The organism is Burkholderia metallica (assembly GCF_902832845.1).
Taxonomy (GTDB): Bacteria; Pseudomonadota; Gammaproteobacteria; order Burkholderiales; family Burkholderiaceae; genus Burkholderia; species Burkholderia metallica.
This window is the reverse complement of the sequence record NZ_CADFDB010000022.1, coordinates 1-25584: the sequence shown is the minus strand read 5'-3', so window position 1 is coordinate 25584 and position 25584 is coordinate 1. Positions and strand designations below refer to the sequence as shown.

Below are 25584 nucleotides of genomic sequence, written 5' to 3'. Positions count from 1 at the left end.
CGGCGCGCATCGTGCTCGTGTACGCGGCCGAAGCGCGTCTCATCCAACCCAACGGTATCGCGAGATCGAGTCAATGAGCAACGGGACCCAGGACAATGAAATCCTCCGCTACTACGAGGCGGAGATGCGCTACTTGCATGACGCGGGCAAGGAGTTCGCGCAGGCGTTCCCCGATCGCGCACGGATGCTGAACATCGATCGTATCGGCGAACGCGATCCGCACGTCGAACGTCTGTTCGAAGGCTTCGCCTTTCTGATGGGGCGCCTTCGCCACAAGCTCGACGACGAACTGCCGGAGCTGACGGAGGGGCTCGTTAGCATGCTGTGGCCGCACTATCTGAGGATGATTCCGTCCTTGTCCATTCTCGAACTGACTCCGTCCGCCGGGGAGCTGCAGAAGCACGAGACGCTTGCTGCCGGGCTGGAGGTCGAGTCCGCGCCGATTCCTGCCGAACCGTCCTCCGGTCGGGGCGACGACGGCGTGCGGTGCGTCTATCGCACGACGCAGGCAGTCGATCTGTACCCGCTGCGGCTCTCCGAGGCGAGCGCGTATGCGCGGGAAGGCGGCCGGTCGGTCCTGCGTTTCCGGTTCGAGATCGAGCCGCAGGCGCAGCGGGCGCGGCTGAGCGTGCCGCGCCTGCGCCTGTTCCTGAACGCGGACCGGCCTGTTGCACTGGCGCTGTACGCGGCGCTCGTCAACGCGCCGGCCGCGCTTCAGGTACGCATTCCCGGCTATCCCGCCGACCGTCCCGGTTCTGCGCAGCCCATGCCGGGCCTCCGTATCGAACCGGCGGGATTCGCGGCTGACGAACGACTGTGGCCGAAAGCCGACAACGCGTTCGGGGGGTATCAGTTGCTGCTCGAGTACTTCACGTTCCCCGAGAAATTCATGTTTGTGGACGTGTCGGGGCTCGACATGCAGGCTATTCCCGACGACGCGCCGTACTTCGACGTCGAGGTGGTACCGAGCCGTCCTTATCCGGACGACCTGCGGTTCTCGGCAGAGAACGTTCGCCTTTTCTGTACGCCGATCATCAACCTGTTCCGGATGGAGGCGGACCCGATCCGCGTCACGCACTTCGAAACGGAGTATCGCGTTCACGCGATCGAGCAGCACGATAGCCAGGTCGACGTGTATTCGGTAGATGCCGTGCAGGGCTTCGAGGGGCAGTCGGGGCAGCGCTTCGAGTACGCGCCGTTTGCATCGTTCCGGCATCGCGGCGGCATGTTGCGCCACGAAATGCCCGAACGATACTTCCACACGAGAATGCGGCGTGGCCCCTCGGGGCGATTCGACACGTGGGTCGTGCTGGGCGGACACGCGTGGGAGCGGCAGGCGGCGCTACCGATGGAGACGCTGTCCCTCACGGTGACCGGTACGAACGGGATGCTGCCGCGCAAGGGGTTGCGCGAAGCGAGCATTACCCGGATGCGCGGCGGCTTCACGAATGTGGAATCGGTACGCAACCTGACGGCGCCGACGCTTCCCGTCTATCCGCCAACCGACGATCGCTTTCAGTGGCGTGTTCTGTCGCATCTGGCGCCGAATTACCTGTCCTTGCTGAACCCGGAGATCCTGCGGGGGGCGCTCGCGCTGTACGACTGGACCGAAGGAGAACTGAACAAACGCCGCATCGAAGCGATCGTCGATGTGCGGCATCGGCCGCTGCAGACGCTGGTGAAGGGCGGGCTGCAACGCGGCGTCGAAATCGAAGTGACGCTCGATAGCGGGGCGTTTGCCGGCGCCGGCGACATGGAGCTGTTCGGGGGCATGCTCAATCGATTCCTTGGGCTGTATGCGACGCTGAACCTTTTCACGAGACTGGTGATCGTCGTACAGCCGACGGGCCGGCGCGTTGTCTGGCCGGACACGAAAGGCGACGGGGCGCCGTTTTGAACCGGCCCGGAAACCCCGCTGGTGCGCGGGAGGCGGACGCGCTGTTGCCGGCATTGCTCGACAGCGCGACGCGGATGAACTTCTATCGCTTCTGCGAATTGCTCGAACTCGCGGCGCCCGATCGAGCGCCGCTCGGTACGACCGATTCGCCCCGGGCGGAACCCGTTCGGTTCCGCTCCCGGGCGCGGATCGGGTTTCCGAATCGTGAAATCGATGCGGTGGAACACGATCCCGATCGTCCGACGGCGCCCCCGGACGTGCGCACGACGTTTCTGGGGCTGTACGGCGTCGATGCGCGGATGCCGTCGTATTTCGTCGATGCAATCGCACAGAATCGAGAGGGTGCGGATGCGCTGTCCCGTTTTCTCGACCTGTTTCATCATCGCATCGCGACGCAGTACTACCGGGTATGGCGCAAGTATCGCTATCCGACCGGATTCAGGCCGCAAGGGGACGATACGGTTTCGCGTTACCTGCTGAATTTCGTGGGTCTCGGCCTGGGCGACCCGGAGATTGCCCGGGCGGTGGGCACCCGCAGGCTGTTGTCGATGCTCGGACTCGCGGCGCAGAAGACGCGGACGGCGGAAGGGCTTGCCGGCGTGCTCCGGCATGCGGTGCCGGATGTGCACGTGACGATCGACGAATGCCATCCGGTGTGGCATCGCGTCGGGATGCACGAACCCGGCGCGCTCGGGGAGGGGTGCCTGCTGGGTCGTGAGTTTTGCGATCGGGCGAATACGGTGCGCGTGGTCATTCGGCCGGAGACGCGCGAATCGGTGCTGGCGCTGATGCCGGGGCACGGTCAGCATCGGGCGCTCATGGCGCTGTTGCGCTTTTATCTCGGTTACGAGGCGAATGCCCATCTCGAGATGCATGTTGCGCCGGAGCTGATGCCGGGTCCGCGGCTGAATTCGACCGAGGTCAGCCTTGGGTACACCAGCCAACTGTCGCCACCCGGCACACATGCATCGACAACGGCGGCGGTGCGTGTCCAGCTCGGTCAATGGACCGGAGGCAGCGCGGATCGGGTTTCCGGATGATGACTTGCTTGCACGCCCGGTATTGGCGGGATGTGATTTCGCGGACGTAACGATAACAGGATGAATTGAATGATTCGAACCTTGATGACTGGCGCGATTACGGCCGCCGCCGTTGCCCTGTCGGGGTGCGGCGTGGGCCAGGCGGTGAAGGATGGCGCGATGGATGCCGCGAAGTGGGTATTCACGACGCAGGTCAAGACGATGAATATCGATCTGGTCAGCCGTGCGTCGCTCAATCCGAACGATGCGTCGCAACCGCTGTCGACCATCGTTCGCATTTATCAGCTGAAATCCGGGCAGACCTTCCGCCAACTCGACTACGCGCAGTTGCAGACCAACGATCTCGATGCACTGAAGGCTGATCTCCTGGTGACCAAGAGCGTTCTGCTACGGCCCGATGCGAGCGTCAGCATCGCCGAGCCCATGCATGTCGACGCACAATTTGTCGGCGTAGTTGCATTCTTCCGCAATCCGGAAGCGGGTGCTGCGTGGAAGCTGTTGATCCCGAAAAAGCAATGGAAAAGTACGGATCCCGTGCGGATCGATGCGTATGACAATGCATTGAATCTGGTTGGGCGGACAGAGGGGCCGAAGCGCAGTACGGCACAGCAAAGCGTGCCGAATGCCGCAAAGCCGAAGCCCGTTGTCGAGGAAACCCGAACGCAAGCGGGCTGACCTGCCTGCCGTGTGCCGGTACAACGGGAATGCGTGGGGCGGAATCCGTCATTCGATCCACGACCAGGCAGTTTCAGGCCCTCGTGTGCCGCACCGCCACCCGCGCAATCGCCCCGATCGCGTCGCTGACGAGCACCGCGAGCAGCCCGACGATCACGCCGCCCTGCAGCACGAATGCGGTATTCGACGTCTGCAACCCCGCGATGATCACGTCGCCGAGCCCGCGCGCGGCGACCGTCGAGCCGATCGTCGCGGTGCCCAGATTGATCACGACCGCGAGCCGGACCCCGTTGACGATCACCGGAAACGCGAGCGGCAGCTCGACCGACACGAGTTGCTGCCAGCCGCTCATCCCCATCCCGCGTGCGGCGTCGACGACGTCGCGCGGCACGTCCTCGAGCCCCGCGATCGTGCTTTCGAACACGGGCAGGAGTCCGTACAGCACGAGCGCGATCAGCACGGGCTTCAATCCGAAGCCGACGGCCGGCACCGCGAGCGCGAGCACCGCGACGGGCGGGAAGGTCTGGCCGATGTCGACGACGCTGCGCGCGACCGGCAGGAAATCCGCTCCCCACGGCCGCGTGACCGCGATGCCGGCCGCGACCGCGACGATCGTGCCGATCACGCTCGACAGCGCGACCGTGCCGAGATGCGCGAGCGTGAGGTCGAGCAGGCTCGCGCGATCGTAGATGACCGGCGCGCCGTTGTCCGCGAACGGCGCGAACAGTCCCTGCAGCCACGCGGGACGCAGCAGCAGGACGAGCAGCAGCGCGAGCGCGGCCGCGCGCGCGACGTACGCGGGAAGCGCCGACCGCCCGGGCCGCTGGGTGCCGCGCGCCGTCATGCGGGCTTCCTCGCGTGCGCACGGATCGCATCGAGCGTGATGCGGCGCGCGTCGCCATCGTCGACCGGCAGCGCATCGACGCCGCGCCACAGCAGCTCGGACACCGCATCGCGCAGCGTGCGCGTCGCGGCGATCGGCTCGCCGTCGGCATGACCGGGTTCGGCTACCGCGTCGATCGGCGTCAGCGCGAGCAGGCGCAGCGGCCGGTCGACGCCCGCGACCAGCTGCTCGACGACGCCGGCCGCCGGCTTGCCGAGAATCTCGGCCGGCGAGGCGACCTGCAAGAGCCGGCCGCCGTCCATCACCGCGATCGTGTCGCCGAGCTTCAGCGCTTCCTCGATGTCGTGCGTGACGATCACGACCGTGATGCCGAGGCGGCGCTGCAACGCGAACAGGTCGTCCTGCGCCTTGTTGCGGATGATCGGGTCGAGCGCGCCGAACGGCTCGTCCATCAGCAGCATCGCGGGCTCGGCCGCGAGCGCACGCGCGACGCCGACGCGCTGCTGCTGGCCGCCCGACAGTTCGTGTGGGAGCTTGCCTGCGAACTCGGCCGGCGCGAGATGAAACAGGTCGAGCAATTCGTTCACGCGCGCGTCGATGCGGTCGGCCGGCCAGCCGAGCAGGCGCGGCACGGTCGCGATGTTGCGCGCGACGCTCCAGTGCGGAAACAGCCCGTGCCCCTGGATCGCATAGCCGATGCCGCGCCGCAACTGCTCGGGCGCGACGGTGGCCGTATCGACGCCGTCGATGCGGATCGTGCCGCTGGTGGGCGCGATCAGCCGGTTGATCATGCGCAGCAGCGTCGACTTGCCGCTGCCCGATGCGCCGACGAGCGCGGTGATCGTGCCGCGTTTCATCGTCAGCGACACGTCGTCGACGGCGACGATGTCGCCGAAGCGTTTGCCCGCACGTTCGATCTCGATCATTCTGCACGCCCTTTCGCGAGCGTGGTCGCGGCTTCGAAGATGACGGCCGCCGCCAGCGCGAGCGCGATCGTCGGGATCGCGCCGAGCAGGACGAGATCGGCGGCCGATTGCCCGATCCCCTGGAAGATGAAGGTGCCGAAGCCGCCGCCGCCGATCAGCGCGGCGACCGCGGTCAGCCCGATGTTCTGCACGAGCACGATGCGCACGCCGCTCAGGATCACCGGCAGCGCGAGCACGAGATCGACGCGCAGCAACTGCTGCGCGCGCGTCATGCCCATCGCGCGCGCCGCTTCGGTCACGTGCGGCGGCACCTGCCCGAGCCCGACCACGACGCTCGATGCGATCGGCAGCAGCGAATAAAGGAATAGCGCGAGCACGGCCGGCGCGACGCCGATGCCGCGGATGCCGAGCGCGGCCGCGAGCGGCACGTGCGCGGCGAGCAGGCCGAGCGGCGCCATCATCAGCCCGTACATCGCGATACTGGGGATCGTCTGCACGATATTGAGCACGGGCATCGCGACGGTGCGCACCGCCGCGATGCGCGCGCACGCGATGCCGAGCGGCACGCCCGCGACGAGCGCGGCGGCCACCGAGCCGCCGGCGAGCGACACGTGCCGGATCGCCTCGCGCCAGAAATCGTCGCTGCGCACCGCGTATTCGCGCATCACGGAGAGGCCGTCCCACCAGCCGCTCGCGAGCGGCACCGAAATCGCCGCTATCGCGACGACGAGCGCGGCGAGGCGCCGCCACGGGCCGAACGCGAGCCGGGCAAGGGCGTCCGCGACGAGCACGGCCCACGCGAACAGCAGCAGCCAGACGCCGGCGGAGGGCGACACGCGCGCGAGTGTGTCGTCGGGCGCGACGACGTGCGCCGCGGCCGCGCCGACCGCATACGCGAGCGTCGCGAGCCATGCGCAACCGGCCGCGAGCCGCCACGCGGGGCGGCTCGCCGTCATCGCCCACAGCGCGCCGACGATCCACAGCGCGGCGAGCACGGCGCCCTGCACGGCCGGCAGTGCGGCGAACACGGACAGGTCGGTGCCGGCCGCGATGCGGTTCGGCCGCAGCACCGCGAACGGCAGGCCCAGCACGCCGACGATCGTCAGGACACCGATCAGGATGCCGACCTTGTCCACCGCGATGCGCCGCGCGGACGCCGCCGCGCGCTGCGTCATTTAACGAAACCCTTCGATTTCAGGTAGCTTTTCGCGACACCGGCGGCCGGCTCGCCGTTGATCTGGATGCGCGCGTTCAGCGTCTGCAGCGTCTTCAGGTCGAGGCTCGCGAACACGGGCTTCAGGTAGTCGGCGATCTGCGGATGCGCTTTCAGCACGGCTTCGCGGATCACCGGCGCGGGCGCATAGACCGGCTGCACGTGCTTGTCGTCGTCGAGCACCGCGAGGCCGCTCGACGCGATCCCGCCGTCGGTGCCGTAGACCATCGCGGCATTCACGCCGTCGGTCTGGTTCGCGGCGGCCTTGATCGTCGCGGCCGTGTCGCCGCCGGACAGCACGACGAGCTGGTCGGGCTTCAGCTTGAAGCCGTATGCCTTCTCGAACGACGGCAGCGCGGAAGCGCTGTTCACGAATTCGGCCGACGCCGCGAGCTTCACCTTGCCGCCGCCGGCGATCCACTTGCCGAAATCGGAGAAGGTCTTCAGGTGCTGCGACTGCGCGACGGGCGCGAGTACGGCGACGCCCCACGTGTTGTTCGCGGGCGCCGGCGCGAGCCAGACGAGATGGTTCGCCGCGTAGTCGAGCTTCTTCGCGGTGTCGTAGCCCTGGTTCGCGTTCTTCCACAGCGGATCGTCGGCCTTGTTGAAGAAGAACGCGGCGTTGCCCGTGTATTCGGGGTAAATGTCGATTTCGCCGCTCGTGAGCGCCTTGCGCACGATCGGCGTGGTGCCGAGCGCGATTTTTTCGGTGACGGCGATGCCGTGCGCCTTCAGCACCTGTGCAATCAGGTTGCCGAGCAGGTTGCCTTCGGTATCGATCTTCGACGACACCACGACGGGTGTGTCGGCGTGCGCGCCGGGTGCGACGAGCGTAGCGGCGAGCGCGAGGCCCAGGATCCGGGCGGGCAGGGCGAGCTTCATACGGGCCATTCTCCAGGACGGGGGCGTACGCCGAAAGTTACTTGACTGAGCCGGCTTTGGCAAACCGCCTGCGGCGGCGTGTCCACAGCCCGTGTGGGGATAACCCGCATCCGTCGTCCCGGCTTGCTACACTCGAATCCGTTCCCGCCTTGCCGACACTTCCTGACATGAAGCCCGAGCTGCTGGTTCTGATCGCGTTGCGCGGCGATGCGCATCGCGAGATCGCCGCGTCGTTCGACGTGCGCTACGCCCCGACACCCGACGCGCGCGAACGCGCGATCGCCGAGCACGGCGGCACGATACGCGCGGTGCTGACCAACGGCAGCACGGGGCTCACCGCCACCGAGATCGATCGCCTTCCACAACTGACGTTCGTCAGCGCGCTCGGCGCCGGCTACGAGCACATCGACGTCGCGCATGCGAAGGCGCGCGGCATTACCGTGGTCACGGGCGCCGGCACCAACGACGATTGCGTCGCCGATCACGCGTTCGCGCTGCTGCTCGCGGCCGTGCGCAACGTCGTGCAGCTCGATGCGAAAACCCGCGCGGGCGTGTGGCGCGAAGGACTGCCGATGCCGCCGAACGTGTCGGGCAAGAAGCTCGGCATCGTCGGACTCGGCAAGATCGGCGAGAAATGCGCGCGCCGCGCGGCCGGCTTCGACATCGAGATCGGTTATCACAACCGGTCGGAGAAGCCCGTCCCGTATCGCTATTTCGACCGCGTCGACGCGCTCGCGCAGTGGGCCGATTTCCTGATCGTGGCGACGCCGGGCGGTGCGGGCACGCGGCACCTGATCGACCGCGCGGTGCTCGATGCGCTCGGCCCGGGCGGGTTCGTCGTCAACGTGTCGCGCGGCAGCGTTGTCGATACCGCTGCTTTGGCAGAGGCGTTGCGCGACGGGCGCATCGCGGGCGCGGGACTCGACGTGTACGAAGGCGAACCGGAGCCGCCGCGCGCACTGACGGATCTCGACAACGTCGTGCTGACGCCGCACATGGGCGGCTGGTCGCCCGAGGCGCTCGATCGCTCGGTGCGGCAGTTCATCGACAATGCCGAGCGGCACTTTTCAGGGCAGCCGGTGTTGACGCCGCTTTGAGCGCGGGGCGGCGGGCGCGGTTCAGGCCGCCTGCGCGCAGAATTCCCAATAGAACGCCGGCAGGTTCGCCGGCTTGTCGGCATCGAGGTCGATCCAGCCGAACTGACGGTGCTCGTCGCTCAGGACGATGTCACGACGATCGACCTCGCACTGGAAGCACACGATGAGCACGCGCTTGCCCGGCACGACCTCGCACGAACGGCTCGCGACGTAGCGGATCGCCGATGCGACGATTCCGCATTCCTCCCACACTTCGCGCATGACGGTTTCTTCCAGCGATTCGCCCGCTTCGGGCCAGCCGCCGGGCAACTCCCATTCGTCGCGCGGATTGCGCAGGAACAGGACGGAGCGAGCGTCGCGGACGATCGCCTTGGCGCTGATCGGGATCATGTGCGTTTTCCGTTGGCATTCGACTTTCGCAGCCTATCGCACACGTCACCTTCTTGCAGCGATCCCCCGCCGGCGCCGACCGGCGCGCAGGCGGGGGACGCTGTGCCGTTAGGCCGGCAGCCGGCGTGCGGCTACGCGCCCGTGGACGACGCCAGCGGCACCGTCACCGACGTACCGGCCGGATCGAGCGTCAGGCCCGTGCCCGGCGTCGGCCGCAGCGTGGCCTCGTTGTCGCTCGACAGCACGACGAGCCCCAGCCGGTGGCCGGCTTCCAGCTTGTAGTCGCGAGGCATGAACGTCAGCTTCAGGTCGTACGGCATTCCGGGCAGCACGGGCTCCGAGTGCCACTCGGACCACCGGTTGCGCGGGTCGGTCCACGCGCGCGTGACGATCGTGGCCGTGCCGTCCGGCGCACGATCGACCAGCAGCGCCGTCACGTTGGCCACCGCGGTGAAGGTCAGCCTCACGCGTGCGGTCGCGGCGCCGGACAGCCGTGTCGCGGCCGTGAGCGGCGCGGTCTCGAAGCGGCTGCGATTTTCGCCGGTCGGCGTGTTCGCCAGCGTCAGCGCGGTGATGCGCGCATCGTCGGTGAAGCGGGCGAGCGGGCCGCCGGTCGGCAGCCGCAGCAGCGTGCCGGTGCCCGCGCCGTCGCCGCCCGCGAAATACGTGACCGGCGTGGCATGGCGTGCGGCCCAGTCCGCTTCCTTCAGCAGCGTGCCGTCCGCCTGCTCGATCACCGCGCGCGGATCGCGTTCGACGCCGTTGTCGAAACCGATCAGATAGCGCGTAAACCAGCGGTTCACTTCCGCGGTCCACGCATCGGCCATCGCCGGCACGCGGGTCGGGTCGGTGTGCTTCAGGCGGTGCAGCCACAGCTGCGTCGGCACGCCCTGGCGCCGCATCGCGAGATGCCACGACGTCGACTGGTCAACGCGCACGTTGTCGTCGGTCAGCCCCTGCGCGACGAGCGCCGGCGCGACCGCGAGCGCGGTCGGGATGTCGCGCGCGGCCCAGAACCGCGAATAGTCGCCGGTCTTGCGGTCTTCCTGCTGCAGCGCCTCGTCGATCAGGTGCGTGCAGCGCTCCGGATGCGCGTTCGTCAGCAGCGCCTTGATGTACACGTCGACGTCTTCGCCCTGATAGCCTTCCGGCGCACGCACGAGCCCGCCCGAGCGGTAGTAGCCGTACATGTTCGTCAGCCCGGCGACCGGCACGATCGCGTCGAGCCCGCGCGTGCGCAGGCTCGCGACCATCTTCGGCAGCGTGCCGTCGTACGACACGCCGTACATGCCGACGTGGCCCGTCGACCAGTTCGCGACGACGGTCTTGCCGTTCGCGTCCTTCGCGCTCGCGTCGCGGCCGAGCCAGCGGATCACCGATGCCATCGCGACCGATTCGTCGCGCGTGAGGATCGTCGGGCAGCCGTCCGAGCCGGCGGTGCCGAGCGAATCCGCGTAGACGATCGTGAAGCCGCGCGGGATGAAGTAGCTCTCGATCCACGAGCGGCCGGCGGCGGCCGCTTCGACCTGCTGCAGCATCCGTACCTGCGGCGCGGCGGCCATGATGCGCGCGGACGTCGATGCGGCCGCGGCCGCCTGCGCAGTGGCGGCGGGGTGCGGCGTGCCGTCGAGCTCGACGTCGACGTTGTGGTCGGGGCTGTCGGCGAGGCCCGCATAGTACGGGCTCGCGAGCACGATCACGGGCGTGCGGGCGCCGTTCGCGGTTTCGGTCGGGCGCACGATGCGCACGTGGATGCGGTCGCGCGTGCCGTCGCCGTCGGAATCGACCGGCGTGTCGACCCACGCGTTCTCCTCGATCGTGCCGCCGGACAGCGACGGCTGCACCTGGCCGTTCGCGATCACGGGCCGGTAGCGGCCGCCGCTGGCCGGATTCGCGTACGGCACGCCGGACGGCGAAATCCGCGATGCCGACGACTGCTTGTCGGCCGCCGATGCGGCGGCCCCCTCCTGTTGGCCTTGCGCGAGCGCGGAGACGCCCGCCACGCTGCCGCCGTCGTCGCCGCCGCACGCGGCGAGCGTCGCGGCCGCAACGAGCGCGGGAAGCCACGCGCGACGCAATCCGGTTCGATGAATGTCCATAGTCGACCTCTTGTTGTGATTGTCCGGAACCGGCCGGCCCGCGATATGCCCCCCCGCGGCCCGGCCGGGTGCTGCATCGGATGAAGCGGAACTGCACCTTCGAAAGCGCCGGGCGCGATGCCCGGGTGTCACGGCCGGCGTCGACGCGCGTCATGCGGCGCGCGACCCGGCAGGCGTCGGGGTCGGGGCGACAGCGCGCCCCGACCGCAAAGCGTCAGCGCGGCGGCCGCTGCGGCGCAGCCGGCACGAGATGAATACAGGAGTGCGAATCAAATGCGGGCATGCCCGATCTTCCTTCAGGTTTCAAATGAAACGGAACGGCACGATGCGATGAGGCGGGGATGGTGCGAACGGCGGTGCTGCAACGGCAGGAAAGCGCGATGCGGGTCGGCAACGCCTGGCCGGATTGCTTTCCGGAAGCTTGCGCAAAACTTATCTCAGTGAAATCCTGGTGTCAAACTTTTTTAGTTTCGGTCAAACAAAGTTATTTCCCGGTTCTCGGGGGCGACTTGCGATCGGTCTAAATTTCCGTGCAATCTGTCCGTAAACGGTAAAAAACGGGTTGAAAGGAGAGAGAGGGCATGACGATTTCAGTGACGGCCGCGAGCGGCATGTCGCTCGCGCAGCGCGGGCAGGAAGCCGCACTCGACGGGCGGCGGCAGACGGACGCGGTGCCGGGCAATCCGCCGGACGCGCCGATTACCGTCCGTGCGCTGGATCAGGACGCGATGCACGCGGCGCGCCTGAAGCAGATGTCGATGCTGGGCGACCTGTCGGCGAAGCTGCGCGACGTCACCGGCCAGCTCGCGACGAGCCTGAACGAGATCGTCGCGAAGCGCCCGGATCTGGCCGATGCGCAGTTCGACTTCGTGACCGACAACGGCAGGATCAAGGTCGTGTCGAAGACGATGACGGACAGCGACCGCGCGTGGGTGGAGTCGACGTTGAACGCGAACGCGGGCCTCGTGCTCGCGACGCGCGAGTTTCACCAGCAGGCCGTCGACTTTGCCGGGCAGGGCGCGGCCGCCGTGGGCGAGACGTTCACGGACGACGATCGCAAGGTGGCCAGCCGGCGCGCCGACGCGGACTTCCTCTTCATGAAGGAGATCAACGCATCCGTCGCGCGCAACCAGAAGTTCGAAGAGGTCGGTGGGCATTTCACCACGCAGGACGGCACGCCGCTGAAGTTCGACCCGTCGGCCGGCAGCGCGCGCGGCACGCTTGCGCTGCTGGATACCGACCGTCAGTTGTCGTCGGGCGCGGCGATCTTCGTCGACGATGCGGGGCACAAGACGTACGGCCGGCGCGCCGGCCTGATCGACGTCGGCTTCGGGGCCGCGTTCGAGGACATCCTGAACGGCCGCGGCAGCGCCGGTTTCCACGCAATCGCATAACGGCGCATGACGTCGAGCCGTGCGCCGCGTGTCTACTCGTCGCGCAGCGCTTCGGCGGGCCGTACCCGCGCGGCGCGCCAGCTCGGGTAGAGCGTCGCGACGCACGACATCAGGAACGCGGCCGCGGCGATCTCGATCACGTCGGTCGCCGCGAGCTTCGACGGCAGCGAACTGAGGAAGTACACGGACGGCGTCAGGAAGCGGATGCCGAGCAACTGCTCGATCGCCGGCAGCACCCACGGGATGCTCACCGCGATCGCGCAGCCGAACGCGACGCCCGCCAGCGTGCCGACGAGGCCGATCGTCATCCCCTGGATCGCGAAGATCTTCATGATCGACCCGGGCGGCGCGCCGAGCGTGCGCAGGATCGCGATGTCGCCCTGCTTCTGCGTGACGGTCATCACGAGCGACGACACGAGGTTGAACGCGGCCACCGCGACGATCAGCATCAGGATCAGCGACAGCATCCGCTTTTGCAGCCGCTCGGCTTCGAACCACGTGCGGTTCTGCCGCGTCCAGTCGCGGATATAGAGGTCGCCCGACAGCGTGCGCGACAGCGCAAGCGCGATCTCCGGCGCGCGCTGCAGATCGTCGAGGCGCAGCCGGATGCCGGTCGGCGCGCGCACGTTGAACAAGTTCTGCGCGTCCCGGATGTGGATGTACGCGAGCGCGCTGTCGTACTGGTAGTGGCCCGACTCGAACGTGCCGACCACGTTGAACTGCCGGAACTGCGGCAGCGCGTCGCCGATGCGCGCGGTGTTGCCGGGCGCGAAGAACGTGATGCGGTCGCCGATCTTCACGTGCAGCGCGTCGGCGAGCGCCGAGCCGAGCACGATGCCCATCCCGCCCGGCGCGAGGGCGTCGAGGCGCCCCGTCTTCAGCTTGCGCGCGATCTCGGACACGCGTGGTTCCAGCACCGGATCGATGCCGCGCAATGCGACGCCCGTCACGCTGCCCGCGTTCGTCAGCAGCGCCTGCGCGTCGACGTAGGGCGCCACTGCACGCACCGCCGGGTTCTGCAGCGATTCGTGCGCGGTCAGCCGCCAGTCGGGCATCGCGCCGGCGGGCGAAAAGATTTCCACGTGCGCGAGCACCGACAGCATCCGGTCGCGCACTTCGGTCCGGAAGCCGTTCATTACCGACAGCACGACGATCAGCGCGGCGACGCCGAGCGCGATGCCGGCCATCGCGGCGCCCGCGATGAACGACACGAAGCCGTCGCCGGCCGAGCGCCGGCCGCCGCGCGCGTAGCGCAGCCCGATCTGCCATTCGAACGGGAGTTTCAAGCGGTTTCCTTTCATTTCGATTCGAATCATGCCGAGCCGCGCATTCTAGCGAACGCGGCGCGACCGCGCGCAGCGGTGGGACGGTGAATCGAAATTCGCGTGGGCGGCAGGTCGTCGGGCGGCGTCGCACGCCGGCACACCGATATTTCCATCGTTTCGGGTCTGATCGATAATGGCGGCCAGCATTCGGTCGAATATTCCAGATAATCAACGGCGCAACCGGGCCGCGCCGTCACAGACCCATAACGATTCGGGGAACGTTGCCGCACCAGGCAGCATGTCCTTGACAAGGAAATAACAATGGATTTGCTGCGCTTCCTGCTGCTCCTGCCGATTCGCGCGGCGGGCTTCGTCTGGTGGCTGCTCGGCTGCGCGCTGCGCCCGCTGGTCGGCGACGTGTCGTGGACGGCGCCCGCGTGGATGGGCGTCACCGCCGCGGCCGTGCGCCGCCGCCCGTGGCATGCGGGCGGCCTCGTGCTGCTCGCGGCCGCGCTCGGCTACGGCGGCTACTGGCTCAAGCATCGCCCGAAGCCGCCCGAGCCCGAAACCGTCGGCTTCACCGTGAAGGCGCCGGCGATCACCACCTACGAGGTGGACGACGCCGACAAGCCGAAGATCACCGTGCATCCGCTCGAAGTCGTGTTCGCGCAATCGGCTGCGCCGATCGAACGGGTCGGCAAGCCGGCCGGCGACGGCATCGAGATGACGCCCGCGCTGAAGGGCGCCTGGGAGTGGGTCGACGACAAGACGCTGCGCTTCACGCCGGCGGCCGACTGGCCGGTCGGCGCGCACGTCGACGTGCGTTTCGCGGTGCACCGGGTGTTCGCGCCGCAGGTGACGATGCGCGACGACCGTTTTGCATTCGACCTGCCGGCGTTCGCTGCAACGTTCGGCAACAATGAGTTCTACCAGAATCCCGACAATCCGGCGGAGAAGCAGGCGCTGCTGCAATTGCGCTTCAACTACCCGGTCGATCCGGCCGAGTTCGAGAAGCGCATCGGCCTCGTGCTGGTCGGCCGCGACGGCAAGCCATCGACGCCGCTGCGCTACACCGTCAGCTACGACAAGATGAAGACGAGCGCGTGGGTCCACTCGCAGCCGCTCGAGATTCCGCGCGATCCGCTGGTGGCACGGCTCGACGTCGACAAGGGCGTGAAGAGCGCGCGCGGCGGCAACGGCACGCCCGACGTGCTGCACGCGTCGGTCGGCGTGCCGGGGCTCTACAGCCTGTCGATCGGCAACGTCGCGCCGACGCTCGTCGACAACGAGCGCTACGAGCCCGAGCAGGTACTCGTCGCGGAAGCGTCGGACGGCGTGCGCAGCGCCGACCTGGCTGCGCGCGCGAAGGCGTGGGTGCTGCCGAAGCGCAAGCCGGGCGTCGAGCAGGCGGACGACGATCCGCCATACGAATGGAACGTGTCCGACATCAGCGACGCGGTGCTGAAGCAGTCGAAGCCGCTGCCGCTCGACGCGGTGCCGACCGAGAACGACTACGCCACGCTGCAAAGCTTCAAGTATCACGCGACGCCGGGCGATCGCATCGTCGTGCGTTTCGCGGGCGACCTGAAATCGGCGGGTGGCTACCTGCTCGCCGAGCCGGTGACGACCACGTTCACGGTGCCCGACTATCCGAAGCTGCTGCGCTTCATGGCCGACGGTTCGCTGCTGTCGATGAGCGGCAGCAAGCGGCTGTCGGTCGTGTCGCGCAACCTGCCGGGGATGAAGGTCGAGATCGGCCGCGTGCTGCCCGACCAGCTTCAGCATCTCGTGAGCTTCAACAACGGCACGTACGCGCGCCCCGAGCTGTCGTACGCGTTCAGCGAGGATCACATCGTCGAGCGCTTCGTGCAGACGCGCGCGTTCCCGGCGGGCGACCCCGGCCACGCGCATTACGAAGGCATCGATCTCGGCCAGTACCTGAAGGGCGGCAAGCGCGGCGTGTTCCTGCTGCACCTGACGAAGTACGATCCGGCCGCCGAAAAGAAGAAAGCCGACGATGCGAAGGACAGCGATGCATCGTCCGGCGACGGCGACAGCCAGGATCAATCCGACAACGCCGATTCGGGCGACAGCAACGGCAACGGCGACGACGGCGACAGCGCACTCGGCGACACGCGCCTGATCGTCGTGACCGATCTCGGGATGCTGGTCAAGAAGGCGCTCGACGGCAGCCAGGACGTGTTCGTCCAGTCGATCCGCACGGGCAAGCCGGTGGCGGGCGCCACCGTGTCGGTGCTCGCGGTGAACGGCCAGGCGCTGTTCACGCAGACGACGGGCGCCGACGGCGTCGTGCATTTCCCCGCGTTCAAGGGCCTCGACCGCGAGAAGCGGCCGCAGTTGTACATCGTGAAGAAGGACACCGACCTGTCGTTCCTGCCGGTGGCCGGCCGCGATCGTCAGCTCGATTTCTCGCGTTTCGACGTCGACGGCGAGCGCAATGCGACGGGCCAGGGGCAACTGTCCGCGTACCTGTTCTCGGATCGCGGCCTGTACCGGCCCGGCGATCCGTTCCACGTCGGCCTGATCGTGCGCGCGGCGAGCTGGGCGCGCAGCCCGGCCGGCGTGCCGCTGCAGGCGGAAATCGTCGACCCGCGCGGGATCACGGTCGAGCGCAAGCCGGTGACCGTCGATGCGACGGGCTTCACCGAGCTCGGCTATACGACCGCCGAAACGTCGCCTACCGGCACGTGGACCGTCAATCTCTACATCGTGAAGGACGGCCAGCCGGGCGCCGAGCCGATCGGCAGCACGACCGTGCAGGTGAAGGAGTTCCTGCCCGACCGGATGAAGGTCGATGCGAAGCTGTCGCAGCAGGTGGTCGAAGGGTGGGTGAAGCCGAAGGGGCTGAAGGGTGTCGTCGATGCGCAGAACCTGTTCGGCACGCCGGCGGAGAAGCGCCGCGTGGCGGCGACGCTGACGCTGCGCCCGGTGTGGCCGTCGTTCCGAAGCTGGCAGGGCTATCGCTTCTTCGACGCCCGCCGCGCGAAGGAGGGCTATACGACGACGCTGCAGGACGGCACGACCGACGACAAGGGCCACGCCGAGTTCGACCTCGATCTCGACAAGTACGCGGACGCGACCTACCAGCTCTACTTCCAGGCGAAGGCGTATGAAGCGGAAGGCGGGCGCAGCGTCGCCGCGAACGCGCAAGCGCTCGTGTCGAACAACGACTGGCTCGTTGGCTACAAGTCGGTCGACGATCTCGGCTACGTGAAGCGCGGCAGCCCGCGCACGGTGCGGCTCGTCGCGATCGATCCGAATGCGAAGGCGATCGACGTGAAGGACTTGCGCGCACAGCTCGTCGAGGAACGCTACGTGTCGGTGCTGACCAGGCAGGATTCCGGCGCATACAAATACGATTCGCGGCTGAAGGAAGTGCCGGTCGACGACAAGTCGCTGACGATTCCTGCAGCCGGGCTCGACTTCACGCTGCGTACCGACAAGCCGGGCAGCTATGCGCTCGTGATCCGCAACGCGGCCGGCGCCGCGGTGAACCGCATCGAGTATTCGGTGACGGGCGATGCGAACGTCACGCGTTCGCTCGATCGCAATGCGGAGCTGCAGGTGAGCCTGTCGAAACACGACTTCAAGCCGGGCGAGCAGGTGGAAATCGCGATTCGCGCGCCCTACGCGGGCAGCGGCCTGATCACGATCGAACGCGACAAGGTGTATGCGCACGCGTGGTTCCATGCGGATACGACGAGCTCGATCCAGCACATCACGGTGCCGGCCGGCTTCGAGGGCAACGGCTACATCAACGTGCAATACATTCGCGATCCGTCGTCCGATGAAATCTTCATGAGCCCGCTGAGCTACGGCGTCGTGCCGTTCTCCGTGAACCTCGATGCGCGCCGCAACGCGGTGTCGGTCGATGCGCCCGCGCTCGTGAAGCCCGGCGACACGGTGAATTTCACCGTGCATTCGGCGAAGCCCGCGAAGGTCGTCGTGTTCGCGGTCGACGAGGGCATCCTGCAGGTCGCGCGCTACAAGCTCGGCGATCCGCTGAAGTTCTTCTTCCGCAAGCGGATGCTCGAAGTCGGCACGTCGCAGATCCTCGACCTGATCCTGCCGGACTTCGAGAAGCTGATGGCGATGGCCGCGCCCGGCGGCGACGCCGACGATGCGATCGGCCGCCAGTTGAACCCGTTCAAGCGCAAGCGCGACAAGCCGGTGGTCTACTGGTCGGGGATCGTCGACGTGAACGGCGACACGCGCCTGAGCTATACCGTACCCGACTACTTCAACGGCAAGCTGCGCGTGATGGCCGTGTCGGTGTCGCCGGACCTGATCGGTACGTTCGAAGGCGCGACGACGGTGCGCGGCGATTTCGTGCTGTCGCCGAACGTGCCGACGACGCTCGCGCCGGGCGACGAGGCCGACGTCAGCGTCGGCGTCTCGAACAACCTGACGGGCGTCGGCAACCAGCCGGTGCCGGTCGCGGTCACGCTGAAGACGGGGCCGCAGTTGCAGGTGATCGGGCCGGCCACGCAGAACGTCGCGCTCGCGCCGCAGCACGAAGGCGTCGCGATGTTCCGTGTGAAAGCGACCGACACGCTCGGCTCGGGTGCGCTGTCGTTCGGCGCGCGCTACGGCGCGAAGGGCGCGCAGCAGCGCGTCGACGTATCGGTGCGGCCGGCCGCCGCGTTCCGCACGCAGCTCGACATCGCGCGGCTCGATCCGGGCAAGAAGGCGAGCGTGCCGAACCTGCGCGCGATGTACGACGCGTATGCGTCGCGCGACGCGAGCATCTCGACCGCGCCGCTCGTGCTGTCCGAAGGGCTGTCGTCGTATCTCGTCAACTTCGAGCACGCCTGCAGCGAGCAGATGGTGAGCGCGGCCGTGCCGCGCGTGTTCGCGGCGAAGTGGCTGTCGGTGCGTGCGCTGACGAGCGCGATGCATGCGACCGATGCCGGCGCCGACGCGACGAACGCGGCGGCGATCGCGCAGTTCCTCGGCGTGCTGCGCAGCCGGCAGAACGCGCAGGGCGGCTTCGGCCTGTGGAGCGCGACGCCCGATGCCGATCCGTTCGTGTCTGCCTACGCGATGCACGTGCTGCTCGATGCGCGCGAGCGCGGCATCGCGGTGCCGAAGGACATGCTCGACGCGGGCAACGCGTATCTGCAGAAGCTCGCGGCGAACGATTCGCTCGGCTCGCTCGACCTGCTGCGGCAGCGTGCGTACGCGGTGTATCTGCTGACGCGCCAGGGCAACGTGACGACCAATAGCCTCGCGGCCGTGCAGAAGCGGCTGCAGGAGGCGTATCCGAACGACTGGAAGAACGATCTCGCGGCCGCGTGGCTCGCCGCGTCGTATCAACTGCTGAAGCAGGACAAGGAGGCCGCCGCGCTGATCGCCGGCCCGCAGGCGCTGCTCGAGCGCAAGCGTGCATCCGACGGCGGTTACGCGACGGGCTACTACGTCGATCCGCTGACGCGCGATGCGAGCGTGCTGTACCTGATCGCGAAGCACTTCCCGGACCGCGTGCGCAAGCTGTCGCCGCGCGCGATGGACAACCTCGCCGCGCCGCTCGTCGACAATCGCTACAACACGCTGTCGTCGGCGATGACGATCCTCGCGCTCGATGCGTATGCGACGTCGAGCGCGGGCCAGCTCGACCAGCTCGCGATCGACGAAGTGCGCACGGGTGCCGCGGCGAAGGACGTGTCGTCGATCCAGGCGAACCTCGTGCGCTCGGGCACGTGGTCGGCCGGTGCGTCGCGCGTCGATTTCGTGAACGGCAGCACGCTGCCCGCGTGGTGGATCGCGAGCCAGTCCGGCTACGACCGCGGCACGTCGACGAAGGCGATCAGGAACGGGCTGGAGATCGTGCGCGACTACACCGACACGAGCGGCAAGCCGCTCGCCAGCATCACGGTCGGTCAGGAGATCGACGTGCACCTGAAGATCCGCGCGACGGGTTCGGCGAGCGTCGGCAACATCGCGATCGTCGATCTGCTGCCGGGCGGCTTCGATCCGGTGATCGCGCCGCCGCCCGTCACCGACACGCAGGACGGCGACGGCAACGGCGACGGCGGCGCGTCGGCGCCGGTGGCCGATGCGCCGTGGCGTTCGCCGATCGGCGTGACGGGTTCGACGTGGCAGCCGCAGTTCGCGGACGTGCGCGAGGACCGCGTGGTGATCTACGGCACCGCGACGACCGACGTGCGCGAGTTCGTCTACCGGATCAAGGCGGGCAACGCGGGCCGTTTCGTCGCGCCGCCGGCCTATGGCGAATCGATGTACGACCGCCGCGTGCAGGCGCAGGCGCCGGGCGGCACGACGCTGACGGTGGAGCGCGTGCGATGACGATGCGGTTGCGACGGCGTGGCCGGCCGCACCGGTTGCGAGGAGCGCCCGCACGTGGCTGACGGCGCTTCGGAGCGCCGGCGAGCGCTGCACGGCGCCGGCCGCTGGCTGCATCGCTGGCAGAACTGGATCGCCGGCGCGCTGCTCGTGTTCGGCGCGCTGGCCGCGTGCCGATTGTGGCCGCATCCGCCGCTGCGCGACTGGAAGCCGTCGTCGGTGGCGGTGGTCGACGCGCAGGGCCGGCTGCTGAGGCTCACGCTCGCGAAGGACGACCGCTACCGGCTGTGGGTGCCGCTCGACCGGATGTCGGCGCAGCTCGTCGAAGCCGTGATGCTGCACGAGGACCGCTGGTTCTGGTGGCACCCCGGCTTCAATCCGTACGGGCTCGCGCGCGGCGCGTGGATCACGTACGTGCGCGGCGGCAATCCGCAGGGCGGCTCGACGCTGACGATGCAGCTCGCCCGCTCGCTGTGGAAGCTGAACACGCGCACGCCGGCCGGCAAGCTCGAACAGGTTGCGCGCGCGGTGCAGCTCGAACTCTTCTATTCGAAACGACAGATTCTCGAAGCGTATCTGAACGATGCGCCGTACGGCCGCAACGTCGAAGGCGCAGGCACCGCGAGCGTCGTCTATTTCGACCGGATGCCCGATGCGCTGACGCTGCCCGAGGCGCTCGCGCTCGCGGTGATTCCGCAGGACCCGGCGCGGCGCGTGCGCGGCGGGCAGGACGAGATCAACCGCGCGCTGGCCGCGTCGCGCAACCGGCTGTATGCGCGCTGGCTGGCGCAGCATCCGGGCGATGCGTCGTTCAAGCCGCTGTTCGCGTTGCCGCTGGCGATGCGGCCGCTGTCCGCGCTGCCGTTCGACGCGCCGCACGCGGTCGACCAGGCGCTCGCCGCACGCAACGCGTGGCGCACGTCCTCGGGCGGCGGGGCAGCCGGCCGCGACGCCGACGCGCGGCTCGTGACCACGCTCGATCTCGACCTGCAGCGCACGCTGGAGCGGCAGATCGCCCGCTACGTGGCGCGCAACGACACGCGCGGCGTGCGCAACGCGGCGGCGATCCTCGTCGATACGCGCGACATGGGCGTGAAGGCGCTCGTCGGCTCCGCGAACTTCTTCGACCGCTCGATCGACGGACAGGTGAACGGCACGCTCGCGCGACGCTCGCCGGGCTCGACGCTCAAGCCGTTCATCTATGCGCTCGGTTTCGACCAGGGCGTGCTGCATCCGCAAACCGTGCTGCGCGACGTGCCGACTGCGTTCGGCCCGTACGCGCCGGAGAATTTCGACGGCCATTTTCTCGGGCCGATCACCGCGACCGACGCGCTGAACCGCAGCCGCAACGTGCCGGCCGTGTGGGTCGCGTCGCAGCTCAAGTCGCCCGATCTGTACGGGTTCCTGAAGGAAGCCGGCGTGCGCCGCCTCGCGAGCGCGCAGCACTACGGGCTCGCGCTCGTGCTCGGCGGCGGCGAGGTGACGATGCAGGATCTCGCGGCGCTGTACGCGATGCTCGCGAATCGCGGCGAGTTCCGGCCGCTGCGGCTGCGCGCGGACGAACCGGCGCCGAGCGGCCGGCGCCTGCTCAGCGCGGAGGCGAGCTACATGACGATGGACATGCTGCGCCAGCATCTGCGCCCCGACGAGACGAGCGGCGCGCAGCCGTCGAGCGTCCCCGTCTACTGGAAGACCGGCACGTCATGGTCGTTCCGCGATGCGTGGACGGCCGGCGTGTTCGGCCCGTACGTGCTGATCGTGTGGGTCGGCAATTTCGACAACTCGACCAATACGGCGTTCGTCGGCGTCGATGCGGCCGCGCCGTTGTTCTTCCAGGTCGTCGATGCGCTGAATGCCGAGCGCACGCTCGTCGAGCCGCCGCGTGCGGTGCCGCCGAAGCTGAAACGCGTGCGGATCTGCCTCGCGAGCGGCGATCTGCCGAACGAGTGGTGTCCGCAGCAGGGCTGGACGTGGTTCATTCCCGGCACGTCGCCGATTCGCGTGAGTACCGTGCACCGGCCGGTCGTGATCGACGATGCGACGGGGAAGGCCGCATGCCCACCGTACGACGGCAAGCGCTCGCATACGGAGATTTTCGAGTTCTGGCCGTCCGATCTGCAGCAGGTGTTCGCGCAGGCCGGCATTCCGCGCAGGCGGCCGCCGCAGAACGCCGAATGTCGCGACGCGGGGCAGGTCGAAGGCGATCCGCCGCGCATCACGTCGCCGTTGCGCGGCAGTACGTATGCGATGCGCGTGAAGCGCACGGAGGACACGCGCATCGCGTTCAACGCGACGGCCGATGCGAGCGCGCATGCGCTGTACTGGTTCGTCAACGATGCGTTCGTCGGGCGCAGTGCGCCGGGCGACGCGTTGTTCTGGCAGCCGCGCACGGCCGGCAGTTACACGGTGCGCGTGGTCGACGATCACGGGCGCAGCGACCAGCGGCCGCTGGGGGTCGGGCTGGAGCAGTAGCGGCGGTCCGCCCGCGCCGATTCAGACGCTGTAGCCGATCCGCAGGACGCCCCACGGCCGTCCGCCGACGACGATGGGCGCGGACACGTCCTTCATCAGCGCGAACTGGCCGTTGCCCATGTCGCGCCGGTAGGTCTGCAGCAGGAACGGCTTGGTATGCGACACGGAGCTGCGCGCCGTCCGGTCCGTGTAGATCCGGCGGTTGCGGCAGTTCGCGGCGTTCCACGCGGCGTCCGCGCGCTGCGGCAGCGAGAACTTCCGGTTGTGGGTCGGCAGGTAGCACTGCCGGTCGAAGCTCGCGCAATAGACGATGCGCGCGTCGGTCTCGAGCACCGGCTCCTGGAGGGCCGGCAGCACGCGATCGGTGAACGCCGTGAAGCGCGTCATGAACTGCTGCGGGTCGGTGCCGGGAATCGGTTCGTAGTGCGTGTCGAAGAGCGCGTCGAGCGCGATATCGCCGCGGCCGACCGCGTCCTCGAAAAGCTTGCTGATCGCGGCGGCCGTGTTCCGCGCGGTTTCGATGAAGCGCGTGTCGGGCGACTCGATGCCGGTCGCGGCCGTCAGCTCGATGAGCGTCTCGGACACGGACAGCAGGTTGCCGAGCCGGTCCTTGGCCTGCGAGAAGTTGTCGGCCGAGTTCTCGACGCCGGACGCCATCTCGCCCACCTGCTCGTCGAGACGGTGGCATTGCGTCTCGATTTCGTCCGTCAGCGACGCGATCTGTTCGGCCTCGCCGGCGAGCTCGGTGATCGCGTGTCCGGTCGCGTGAACGACGTCGCCGATCGCGCGCGTGCCTTCGCGCACGCGGTGCGCGCGTGCGGCATTGTCGGTTCCCTCCGCGATCAGGTGTTCGGTCTGCTCGGCGAGCCGCGCGAGGGTCGTCTCGATCTGGGCCGTCGCCTGCCCGGTCTTCGCGGACAGGTTCTTGACCTCGGCGGCGACGACGGCGAAGCTGCGGCCCGCGTCGCCCGCGCGGGCAGCCTCGATCGCGGCGTTCAGCGCGAGCAGGTGCGTCTGGCGCGCGATGACGGAGATATCCTCGGATACGGCCCGCACGTGATCGAGCGCGTCGCGCAGTGCACCCATCTGGTCGCTGATCGTGGTGACGCCCTCGACGAGCCCGTGAATGTCGGCGAGCGACGCCTCGATCGTCTGCTGCGACTGACGGACCGCATCCGACGCATTGGCGCTGACGTCGCGCACCTGCTGCGCGGCCTCGGCGATGCGGTGGTTGCCGCGCAGCGTGAGCGCGGCCGATTCGCGCAGCGTGTGGCAGACCTGCGCCTGACGGGCGACGCGGGCGGCCACTTCCTCGACGTGGCCCGACACGTCGCAGATCTCGATGCCGAGCCTGCCGGCCTGCTCGGCGATGTCGCCGACGAGTGCGCGCGACGAACGGCGGCCGCGGCCGATTCCGAAGAAATTCACGTTGCTGGGTCTCCTTGAGAGCGTGCATGCCCGGTTCCTGGCGGATATCGGGTGCGCGCTCCTGACTTGACGGCAGCACGGCTGCGGACTTGAGACCGGGTAAACATCGAGACCGGCATTCCAGACGGTGCGACCGGTGCGGGGCAGCGCGCGTGGGTGCCGCGTTGTCGTGGCGTCCGCATGGCGGTGTGGCGCGAGACGGGCGGCACGTATCGGCCGCCCGTCCGCACGCGCTGCGTCAGAACACGTGATGAATGCCGGCGTTGACGCCGACCGTCGTGCCCGGCAACCCGTACAACGCGCCGCCCGTGATGCCGAGGCCCGTATTCATCGCGCCGTGGTTGTTGACGACGCCGACCTGCGCATACAGGCCCGTTCGCTTCGACAGGCTGTAGTCGGCGCCGACCGCGGCAAGCAGCGAATGATTGTGGGAGTCGTTGCGGTCGGTCGTGTACCACGCGCCGGTATTCAGGTCGAGGGCCGGCGTGACGCGATAGTCGAGACCGGCGCTGTACACGTTGTTGCTGAACGAGCCGGCGACCTTGTAGCTCGTGAACGACGCCTTGCCGGTTACGGGCCCGAACGTGTAGGCGGACCCGATCGTGCGACCGACGAACGCCACCGTACTCGGAACCGGTGTGGGGGACGTACCGCCGTTCCCGTCGTAGAGCGCCGCGTTGAGCATGAAGCCGCCGTTCGTATAGGTGAGACTGCCGGAATACTGGCGTCCCGCCTGGAAGTCGCCGGCTTTTCCGCCGAACCCGAACATCGCGCTGGCCGTCAGACCGGCGATCGTCGGGCTCGTGTACGAAATCGCGTTCGGGTTGAAGAGACCCGTGACGAGCACGTTGTCGACGTACGGAATCAGTGCGGCGCCGAAGTGCGAGACGTTGCGCGGATCCGAGCCGAGTATCGCGAGCACGAACGGCGAGAACTGCAGGCCGACCTTCGTTTCGCCGAATCCGCCGTCGATCCCGACCCACGCCTGCCGGCCGAAGAAGTTACCGTTCGAATGGCCGAACGCGCCGTCCGTGATGTTGAAGCCGCTCTCCAGCTTGAATCTCGCGTGCAGCCCGCCACCGAGATCCTCGGTGCCCGTGATGCCGAAGTTGGTCGGCGTCATGCCCGTGTCGGTCAGTGCGAATTGGCGTCCGGCATTGCCGCCGGTTGCAGAGTCGAGCGATCGGTTCGTATAGAGCAACGCGGCGTCGAGATCGCCGTACAGCGTGACGCTGCTCTGGGCGAAACCGCTCGTGCTTGCCGCCGCGCCGATAAGCGCCGCGCAAATCGTCCATGTCCTGCTCTTCATCGTCTGTCTCCTTTTCGTGGAATTTGTATTAAGTAAAACTAATTGAAACTGCGGTGGCGGAATCGATGCGAGCCGCCGGCATGCCGTGCCGTCGGGGAATGCGCGGCGATGCTTCTCGCCGGCGCGAAGGTAGCCGCGAGCCCTGGGGGAGCGGCGCGCAGCCGCGCTTCGGCGCCGCAGTGAAGTGAGACGCCCGCCGTGGCGGGCGACATCACATCGAGCGGTTCAACTGTTCGAGGATGGCCGGGTTCTCGAGCGTGGACGTGTCCTGCGTGATCGCCTCGCCCTTCGCGAGCGAACGCAGCAGGCGCCGCATGATCTTGCCCGAG

At 68.2% G+C, this 25584-nt stretch carries 16 protein-coding genes; 7 read left to right on the top strand and 9 right to left on the bottom strand.

The window, feature by feature from the left end:
* Positions 1-73: 73 nt before the first annotated feature.
* The 3 genes from tssF to tssJ all read left to right on the top strand — a co-directional run bounded on the left by tssF (position 74) and on the right by tssJ (position 3612).
* Complete coding sequence (gene tssF / locus HWX08_RS33860; RefSeq protein ID WP_174922904.1) at positions 74-1897, top strand: type VI secretion system baseplate subunit TssF; 1824 nt, start codon at positions 74-76, stop codon at positions 1895-1897.
* Positions 1898-1938: 41 nt separating this feature from the next.
* Entirely contained in the window at positions 1939-2937 is a 999-nt protein-coding gene (gene tssG / locus HWX08_RS33855) for a type VI secretion system baseplate subunit TssG (RefSeq protein WP_425128435.1), read from the top strand.
* Positions 2938-3006: 69 nt separating this feature from the next.
* Complete coding sequence (tssJ, locus tag HWX08_RS33850; protein ID WP_174922905.1) at positions 3007-3612, top strand: type VI secretion system lipoprotein TssJ; 606 nt, start codon at positions 3007-3009, stop codon at positions 3610-3612.
* A 73-nt stretch (positions 3613-3685) separates the two neighbouring features.
* On the opposite strand, the gene HWX08_RS33845 is transcribed toward tssJ, so the two are convergent.
* Genes HWX08_RS33845 through osmF form a run of 4 tightly spaced genes read right to left on the bottom strand, consistent with a single transcriptional unit; the run spans position 3686 to position 7477 of the window.
* Positions 3686-4456, bottom strand: a complete 771-nt coding sequence (locus tag HWX08_RS33845) for an ABC transporter permease (protein WP_174922906.1) — start codon at positions 4454-4456, stop codon at positions 3686-3688.
* Positions 4453-5382 (bottom strand): ABC transporter ATP-binding protein, encoded by a 930-nt coding sequence (locus HWX08_RS33840; RefSeq protein ID WP_174922907.1) that lies wholly within the window; start codon positions 5380-5382, stop codon positions 4453-4455. The genes HWX08_RS33845 and HWX08_RS33840 overlap by 4 nt, the downstream gene beginning before the upstream one ends.
* A complete protein-coding gene (locus HWX08_RS33835) occupies positions 5379-6557 on the bottom strand; it encodes an ABC transporter permease (RefSeq protein WP_174922908.1) in 1179 nt (392 codons plus the stop codon). The genes HWX08_RS33840 and HWX08_RS33835 overlap by 4 nt, the downstream gene beginning before the upstream one ends.
* On the bottom strand, positions 6554-7477 hold the full coding sequence (gene osmF / locus HWX08_RS33830; protein ID WP_174922909.1) for a glycine betaine ABC transporter substrate-binding protein OsmF: 924 nt from the start codon (positions 7475-7477) through the stop codon (positions 6554-6556). The genes HWX08_RS33835 and osmF overlap by 4 nt, the downstream gene beginning before the upstream one ends.
* Before the next feature lie 167 nt (positions 7478-7644).
* Between osmF and HWX08_RS33825 the strand changes: the two genes are divergently transcribed.
* On the top strand, positions 7645-8574 hold the full coding sequence (locus HWX08_RS33825) for a 2-hydroxyacid dehydrogenase (RefSeq protein WP_174922910.1): 930 nt from the start codon (positions 7645-7647) through the stop codon (positions 8572-8574).
* Between the two features lie 21 nt (positions 8575-8595).
* On the opposite strand, the gene HWX08_RS33820 is transcribed toward HWX08_RS33825, so the two are convergent.
* Together HWX08_RS33820 and HWX08_RS33815 are read right to left on the bottom strand one after the other, a co-directional pair.
* Positions 8596-8964, bottom strand: a complete 369-nt coding sequence (locus HWX08_RS33820) for an NUDIX domain-containing protein (RefSeq protein WP_069260653.1) — start codon at positions 8962-8964, stop codon at positions 8596-8598.
* A 131-nt stretch (positions 8965-9095) separates the two neighbouring features.
* Positions 9096-11063, bottom strand: coding sequence for a Xaa-Pro dipeptidyl-peptidase (locus tag HWX08_RS33815; protein ID WP_069260652.1), 1968 nt, complete (start codon positions 11061-11063; stop codon positions 9096-9098).
* A 581-nt stretch (positions 11064-11644) separates the two neighbouring features.
* On the opposite strand from HWX08_RS33815, the gene HWX08_RS33810 reads away from it, so the two are divergent.
* Positions 11645-12457: a hypothetical protein gene (locus tag HWX08_RS33810; RefSeq protein ID WP_174922911.1), complete on the top strand. Its 813-nt coding sequence runs from the start codon at positions 11645-11647 to the stop codon at positions 12455-12457.
* A 32-nt stretch (positions 12458-12489) separates the two neighbouring features.
* On the opposite strand, the gene HWX08_RS33805 is transcribed toward HWX08_RS33810, so the two are convergent.
* Positions 12490-13758, bottom strand: coding sequence for a lipoprotein-releasing ABC transporter permease subunit (locus tag HWX08_RS33805; RefSeq protein ID WP_174922912.1), 1269 nt, complete (start codon positions 13756-13758; stop codon positions 12490-12492).
* A gap of 285 nt (positions 13759-14043) precedes the next feature.
* On the opposite strand from HWX08_RS33805, the gene HWX08_RS33800 reads away from it, so the two are divergent.
* Together HWX08_RS33800 and pbpC are read left to right on the top strand one after the other, a co-directional pair.
* Complete coding sequence (locus HWX08_RS33800; protein WP_174922913.1) at positions 14044-20049, top strand: alpha-2-macroglobulin; 6006 nt, start codon at positions 14044-14046, stop codon at positions 20047-20049.
* 54 nt (positions 20050-20103) lie between these two features.
* A complete protein-coding gene (gene pbpC, locus HWX08_RS33795) occupies positions 20104-22518 on the top strand; it encodes a penicillin-binding protein 1C (protein ID WP_174922914.1) in 2415 nt (804 codons plus the stop codon).
* Positions 22519-22539: 21 nt separating this feature from the next.
* On the opposite strand, the gene HWX08_RS33790 is transcribed toward pbpC, so the two are convergent.
* Positions 22540-23946, bottom strand: a complete 1407-nt coding sequence (locus HWX08_RS33790; RefSeq protein ID WP_174922915.1) for a methyl-accepting chemotaxis protein — start codon at positions 23944-23946, stop codon at positions 22540-22542.
* A gap of 238 nt (positions 23947-24184) precedes the next feature.
* Complete coding sequence (locus HWX08_RS33785) at positions 24185-25255, bottom strand: porin (protein ID WP_069260648.1); 1071 nt, start codon at positions 25253-25255, stop codon at positions 24185-24187.
* Between the last annotated feature and the right edge of the window lie 329 nt (positions 25256-25584).

What these genes read in the sequence shown, in the direction of transcription:
- tssF (WP_174922904.1), top strand. Translation starts at nt 74, where the DNA reads ATGAGCAACGGGACCCAGGACAATGAAATCCTCCGCTACTACGAGGCG.
- tssJ (WP_174922905.1), top strand. Translation starts at nt 3,007, where the DNA reads ATGATTCGAACCTTGATGACTGGCGCGATTACGGCCGCCGCCGTTGCC.
- HWX08_RS33845 (WP_174922906.1), bottom strand. Translation starts at nt 4,456, where the DNA reads ATGACGGCGCGCGGCACCCAGCGGCCCGGGCGGTCGGCGCTTCCCGCG.
- HWX08_RS33840 (WP_174922907.1), bottom strand. Translation starts at nt 5,382, where the DNA reads ATGATCGAGATCGAACGTGCGGGCAAACGCTTCGGCGACATCGTCGCC.
- HWX08_RS33835 (WP_174922908.1), bottom strand. Translation starts at nt 6,557, where the DNA reads ATGACGCAGCGCGCGGCGGCGTCCGCGCGGCGCATCGCGGTGGACAAG.
- osmF (WP_174922909.1), bottom strand. Translation starts at nt 7,477, where the DNA reads ATGAAGCTCGCCCTGCCCGCCCGGATCCTGGGCCTCGCGCTCGCCGCT.
- HWX08_RS33825 (WP_174922910.1), top strand. Translation starts at nt 7,645, where the DNA reads ATGAAGCCCGAGCTGCTGGTTCTGATCGCGTTGCGCGGCGATGCGCAT.
- HWX08_RS33820 (WP_069260653.1), bottom strand. Translation starts at nt 8,964, where the DNA reads ATGATCCCGATCAGCGCCAAGGCGATCGTCCGCGACGCTCGCTCCGTC.
- HWX08_RS33815 (WP_069260652.1), bottom strand. Translation starts at nt 11,063, where the DNA reads ATGGACATTCATCGAACCGGATTGCGTCGCGCGTGGCTTCCCGCGCTC.
- HWX08_RS33810 (WP_174922911.1), top strand. Translation starts at nt 11,645, where the DNA reads ATGACGATTTCAGTGACGGCCGCGAGCGGCATGTCGCTCGCGCAGCGC.
- HWX08_RS33805 (WP_174922912.1), bottom strand. Translation starts at nt 13,758, where the DNA reads ATGAAAGGAAACCGCTTGAAACTCCCGTTCGAATGGCAGATCGGGCTG.
- HWX08_RS33800 (WP_174922913.1), top strand. Translation starts at nt 14,044, where the DNA reads ATGGATTTGCTGCGCTTCCTGCTGCTCCTGCCGATTCGCGCGGCGGGC.
- HWX08_RS33785 (WP_069260648.1), bottom strand. Translation starts at nt 25,255, where the DNA reads ATGAAGAGCAGGACATGGACGATTTGCGCGGCGCTTATCGGCGCGGCG.